Annotated in this window: 6 protein-coding genes; all 6 read right to left on the bottom strand. The window is 32.1% G+C overall.

Going from position 1 to position 4,390, the window contains the following annotated elements:
* Window positions 1-206 precede the first annotated feature (206 nt).
* Window positions 207-890, bottom strand: a complete 684-nt coding sequence (locus Q0857_RS16720; protein WP_298538013.1) for a hypothetical protein — start codon at window positions 888-890, stop codon at window positions 207-209.
* Window positions 866-1,444, bottom strand: a complete 579-nt coding sequence (locus Q0857_RS16715; protein ID WP_298538011.1) for a hypothetical protein — start codon at window positions 1,442-1,444, stop codon at window positions 866-868. The genes Q0857_RS16720 and Q0857_RS16715 overlap by 25 nt, the downstream gene beginning before the upstream one ends.
* 159 nt (window positions 1,445-1,603) lie before the next feature.
* Window positions 1,604-2,098: a hypothetical protein gene (locus Q0857_RS16710; protein ID WP_298538009.1), complete on the bottom strand. Its 495-nt coding sequence runs from the start codon at window positions 2,096-2,098 to the stop codon at window positions 1,604-1,606.
* 185 nt (window positions 2,099-2,283) lie between these two features.
* Window positions 2,284-2,775 (bottom strand): hypothetical protein, encoded by a 492-nt coding sequence (locus tag Q0857_RS16705; RefSeq protein WP_298538007.1) that lies wholly within the window; start codon window positions 2,773-2,775, stop codon window positions 2,284-2,286.
* A 167-nt stretch (window positions 2,776-2,942) separates the two neighbouring features.
* Window positions 2,943-3,527 (bottom strand): hypothetical protein, encoded by a 585-nt coding sequence (locus Q0857_RS16700; protein ID WP_298538004.1) that lies wholly within the window; start codon window positions 3,525-3,527, stop codon window positions 2,943-2,945.
* A gap of 167 nt (window positions 3,528-3,694) precedes the next feature.
* The gene (locus Q0857_RS16695; RefSeq protein ID WP_298538002.1) at window positions 3,695-4,294 is read right to left on the bottom strand and encodes a hypothetical protein; all 600 of its coding nucleotides are present in this window, start codon (window positions 4,292-4,294) and stop codon (window positions 3,695-3,697) included.
* Window positions 4,295-4,390 lie beyond the last annotated feature (96 nt).

Below are 4,390 nucleotides of genomic sequence, written 5' to 3'. Positions count from 1 at the left end.
TAATTTCTCAAGTAAGAATTCTATTAGTTATCTCGAGGAATTAATCAGGTTCTGATGTGAGAAATGTTGGGTAACGTGTTTGTGTATGATTAGTGGCGTGTTTAAGCACCTAATTTAGCAAATAAACACCAGATAGAAAATCCGCGAGGATTTTCGTAAGTAGGCGAGAACCAGCCATTAATTATACACGGTGTTGCCAGTAGTTTTTATTCCGTTTTATATTCTATTATCGCTTTATCTCCTCGAAAAAACGATTTTTTTTCTTTTTTGTCAAAAACCAAATTCGGTTCGTGAATTATTTCCAGATTTTTATTGTCAATCCATTTGGCAGAAATATTTTTGCTTTCTCCAGTGAAATACATTATTCCAGCTCCACCACCAGAACTCCATTCCATTATTCCGCTTGTGTGGATATATTTTCCATTTGTAAACTCTTCATTAATCTTAAATTCCTTTGTTCCGTCAATCGTTCTAATTTTGACGAGTTCGTTTGTTGTAAACTCAAATTTTGGTCTTACTCGTCTTTTTGCTTTTGGTTTTTCGGTTGAGATTAATTTTAGGAAATTCTCTAATTCCGATTTTCTGTCATTCAGAGTTTTTTTGTCCGCTCCAAGTTCTTTCCACAATTCCAAATCAGTTCCGTTTTCAATTATTTCTTTAACGGTTTTATAAATTTCAGGTTCTAACGATTTAGTTTCCCATTGTGCTAAAGCAAGTCCAAATAATGAATTGTTTCTACCGTCTGAATCCGAAAAATAATCTTCAAATTCCGCTTTGATTTCATTTGAAACCCAAACTTGATTTCCTCCATTATTGTACTTATCAAAAAAGTTCGAATAAATGTCAAGTGTCGTATCGTTTCCTTTTATTTCTGTGTTCCAAACTCCCATTTAGTTTTATTTTTTTTATACAGTTCAATTGGGTTTGGTTTTTCAGGTAATCCGATTAACTTATCATCATAAAAGTACATTTCTTGGATTTCCCCATTCCACCATTTCAACACAATACTATCTCCTCTTTTTTCATTCATTCCCATTTCAATTACTATCAGAGAATCCACAGGATTTGGGTTTAATTCATAAATTCCGTAAGTATTTGGGTTTTCGGAAATTCTTAATTGAATATTTCTCTCCTCAATTTTAAAATCATATATAGTTTGCGAGTAAGGATTATTTTCCAAGTATGAATTCCAGAAAAATGAGAATATCCAATAACAAACTATTGTATTTAGAAAAAATAAAATCGAAAGTCTTTTTCTTATAAAAAAAGCAATAATTCCAATCAGGATGTTCACTCCTAATATTTCAAGTCTGTGAGATTCAACGCCAACCGACATAAATGGGCCAGGTTTAATATTACTAACCCAATATTTCATAAGTAAAATATCGATTAGCAAAATCAGAACTCCAATTCCGATTAATAATTTTGTTTCTGATTTCGTCATTCTCAAATTACTGGCAACGGTTACGTATAAGAATAGTGCGTAGTTTGAGTGCGAGGATTTTCCGAAGGAAAATCAGATGCAAGCAAACAAGCACTAGCCTTTTAATTTAGGAATAAACTTACGCATTATTTTTATACATTGTTGTGCAACGTTGTTTTTTTAGTCTCTGCTTTTCCATTGATTAGTTTCGCTGTCATATTCATTAATGTGCCAACCATCGAGTGAATATGTCAGATTAAATTCATTTGTTGTTTTATTAACTGAATATTCAAAATCTTTGAACTCAAATTCAGCTAAATATTTTGGCAATTCCGTATCGTTTTTTAATTCAGTTAGTGAGCTTGGGTATTTTTCAAATTCAGTTTTGTATTCAATTATTTTTCCCGCAATCAAATCAGCGTTGTGTTGGTTATATTCTTTTTTTAATCGAGTAAATAAAATGCAAAAAATCAGTCCAAAAAATATTATCAAATAAACACTAATTGAGTAATTCCGCTTTTTGCTCGGTTTTTTCCAAACAAACAGAAGAATAATTAAAATCAGAGTACTAATTCCGAAAAAAGTCAGCAATTTAAATAGTCCGAATACAGTTCCCAATCCGAAATATATTCCGATTAAAATTGCCAAGAATAAAATCAAAATCCACTTTTTCAAATCAGTTTTCGTTTTTCTTTCAATGTTGCACAACGTGCTTGTATAAAATTTGTTGCGGGTTTGTATGCGAGGATTTTCCGGAGGAAAATCAGACGTTACAAACTGGCAACGACCTTTGATTAAGCACTAAACCGCAATTATTTTTATACGGTGTTGGCAATAGTTTTTTGATTATTTTTTACTTTCTAAAGACTATTTAATTCCGCTAATTTGTCGAGTAATAAACTTCTATAGCTTTCTATGTAATCCGGATATATAGCATTCCTAAAACGCCAAGATTTATGAAATCCATCATTGTCTTGATATTCTAAATAAAATCCTCCGTTTTCATTTGTGCAATCGGTGCAATCCAGATATCCATTCGGTTCATTAAATATTTCATTAGGTAATTCAGTTATCAGTGATTCAAAATCCTGATGATCTGCATTACTCATAAGTTCAAAATTACCCTCAAAAAATGTGTTTTCAGGATAATTATAATCGATATCTCGATAAATATTTTCAGTATCTATTTTGTAAATTGTAGAACAATCTCCTGAACAACTTGAATCGGCAAACCAGCCAAAAATAAGTGTTCCGTTCCTTTGAGTATTTTCATTTCCATTGTCATCATCAGAATTACATCCAGACAGAATTAAGATTATTGATAAGCTTAAAATAAAATTCAGTTTTTTCATTGCGTAAAATTTGGTTTAAATTATTGCCAACGGTTCGGTATAAGAATAGTGCGTAGTTTGAGAGCGAGGATTTTCCGAAGGAAAATCAGACGCAAGCAAACAAGCACTAACCTTTAGATTAAGGAATAAACTTACGCATTATTTTTATACAATGTTGTGTGCAGGCTTTATTTTAGTCCGATAACATCTTCTCTGACTTCTTTCCTCCATTTTTTATCAAACTTTTTATCTAGATAATCAAATATGATATGATTGTATTGGTAGACGCATTCCATTGGTGGAGGAGTACAGCCATAATCATAATATAAAACTCCATATTTGTCCGCAAACTTGCTGTCATCAAAACCTATTACAGGAGCAATTCCACCGATTAGTATGAGTTTAGGTTGTCCTTTCTTTATATCAGATTCGGCAACTTCCTTACTGATTTCACAATTTGCATCGATAACCAAATCATACTTTATTATTGACTTGTCAGTAATGTCTAAGTGAAACAGTTCAGGTTCAAAATGATAATCAAGAACACGTAATTCATAAATTCCACTTTTTAAATTAGTGAATTTAAAATTACCTAAACTATCCAAATCTGAGATTTTGTGGTTAGGAAGTAATTCAATAGAGGCCTCACTTGGTGTTAGCAGTTCTTTTCCAAATAAAACTTTTAAATTTCCGCTAATTTCAAAGTCGGATTTAATTTCTTGTCCGAAAACAGAACCAAAAGTAAGTATTAGTATTGATAGGATTCTAGTCATATTCTTGATTGGTCAGCTTGCACACAACGGTTACGTATAAGAATAGTGCGTAGTTTGAGTGCGAGGATTTTCCGAAGGGAAATCAGATGCAAGCAAACCAAGCACTAGCCTTTTGATTTAGGAATAAACTTACGCATTATTTTTATACGGTGTTGTAGTGCGTTTTTTTATTTTTCGGATAGCAATCTCACAATATTTGTTCGATATTCTTCGTCCTTTTCATTTAATTCTACTGTTCCGTTTTTTAAGTCAGGATTTAGGAATATCTCTGAGTATAAATTCCGTTCGTCATTTTCGTCAAAAAACAGCTTGAAATGAAATCGTCCATTTTCTAAGATTGCTTTCTCTTTATTTAATGGAAAAGCCGTAAAAGTCAGTTTTTCGCTTGTAAATTCCGTTTTTTTTGGTTGTCCATAAAGTTTAGAAATGACCTCGATTAGTTTGTCACTTTCTTTTCCGATTGAGTAAATTTCAACTCCTTTTGAAGCAAAACTTGTATTGTCAATTTCTTCGTTCACAATTCCTGCTGGAATTCCGTCCGCAATATTGATTTTCAGCCCGACAATTTGGTTTTCGTATTTAGCTTTGCACGTCAAACTCCAAAATCCGTTGTCTAATTTTTCTTTTTCCGTTATTGAGAAAATTAAATCTAGCCAACCTTCTTCAGCGTCTTGTTTGGAAGTCAATTCAATCAGATTATTGTTTTGGCTAAATCCAAAAACGCTACTTAAAAATCCCATTATTAATATTATTCTTTTAATTTTCATTGGTTGCTCTCAAATGCACTACAACGGTTACGTATATGAAATGTTGCGTGTTTGTGTGCGAGGATTTTCCGAAGGAAAATCAGATGCAAGCAAACA

The organism is uncultured Algibacter sp. (assembly GCF_947495925.1).
In the GTDB taxonomy this organism is placed as follows: domain Bacteria; phylum Bacteroidota; class Bacteroidia; order Flavobacteriales; family Flavobacteriaceae; genus Algibacter_E.
Note: the sequence above shows the minus strand (reverse complement) of the source record. Positions and strands in the feature narration are given on the sequence as shown.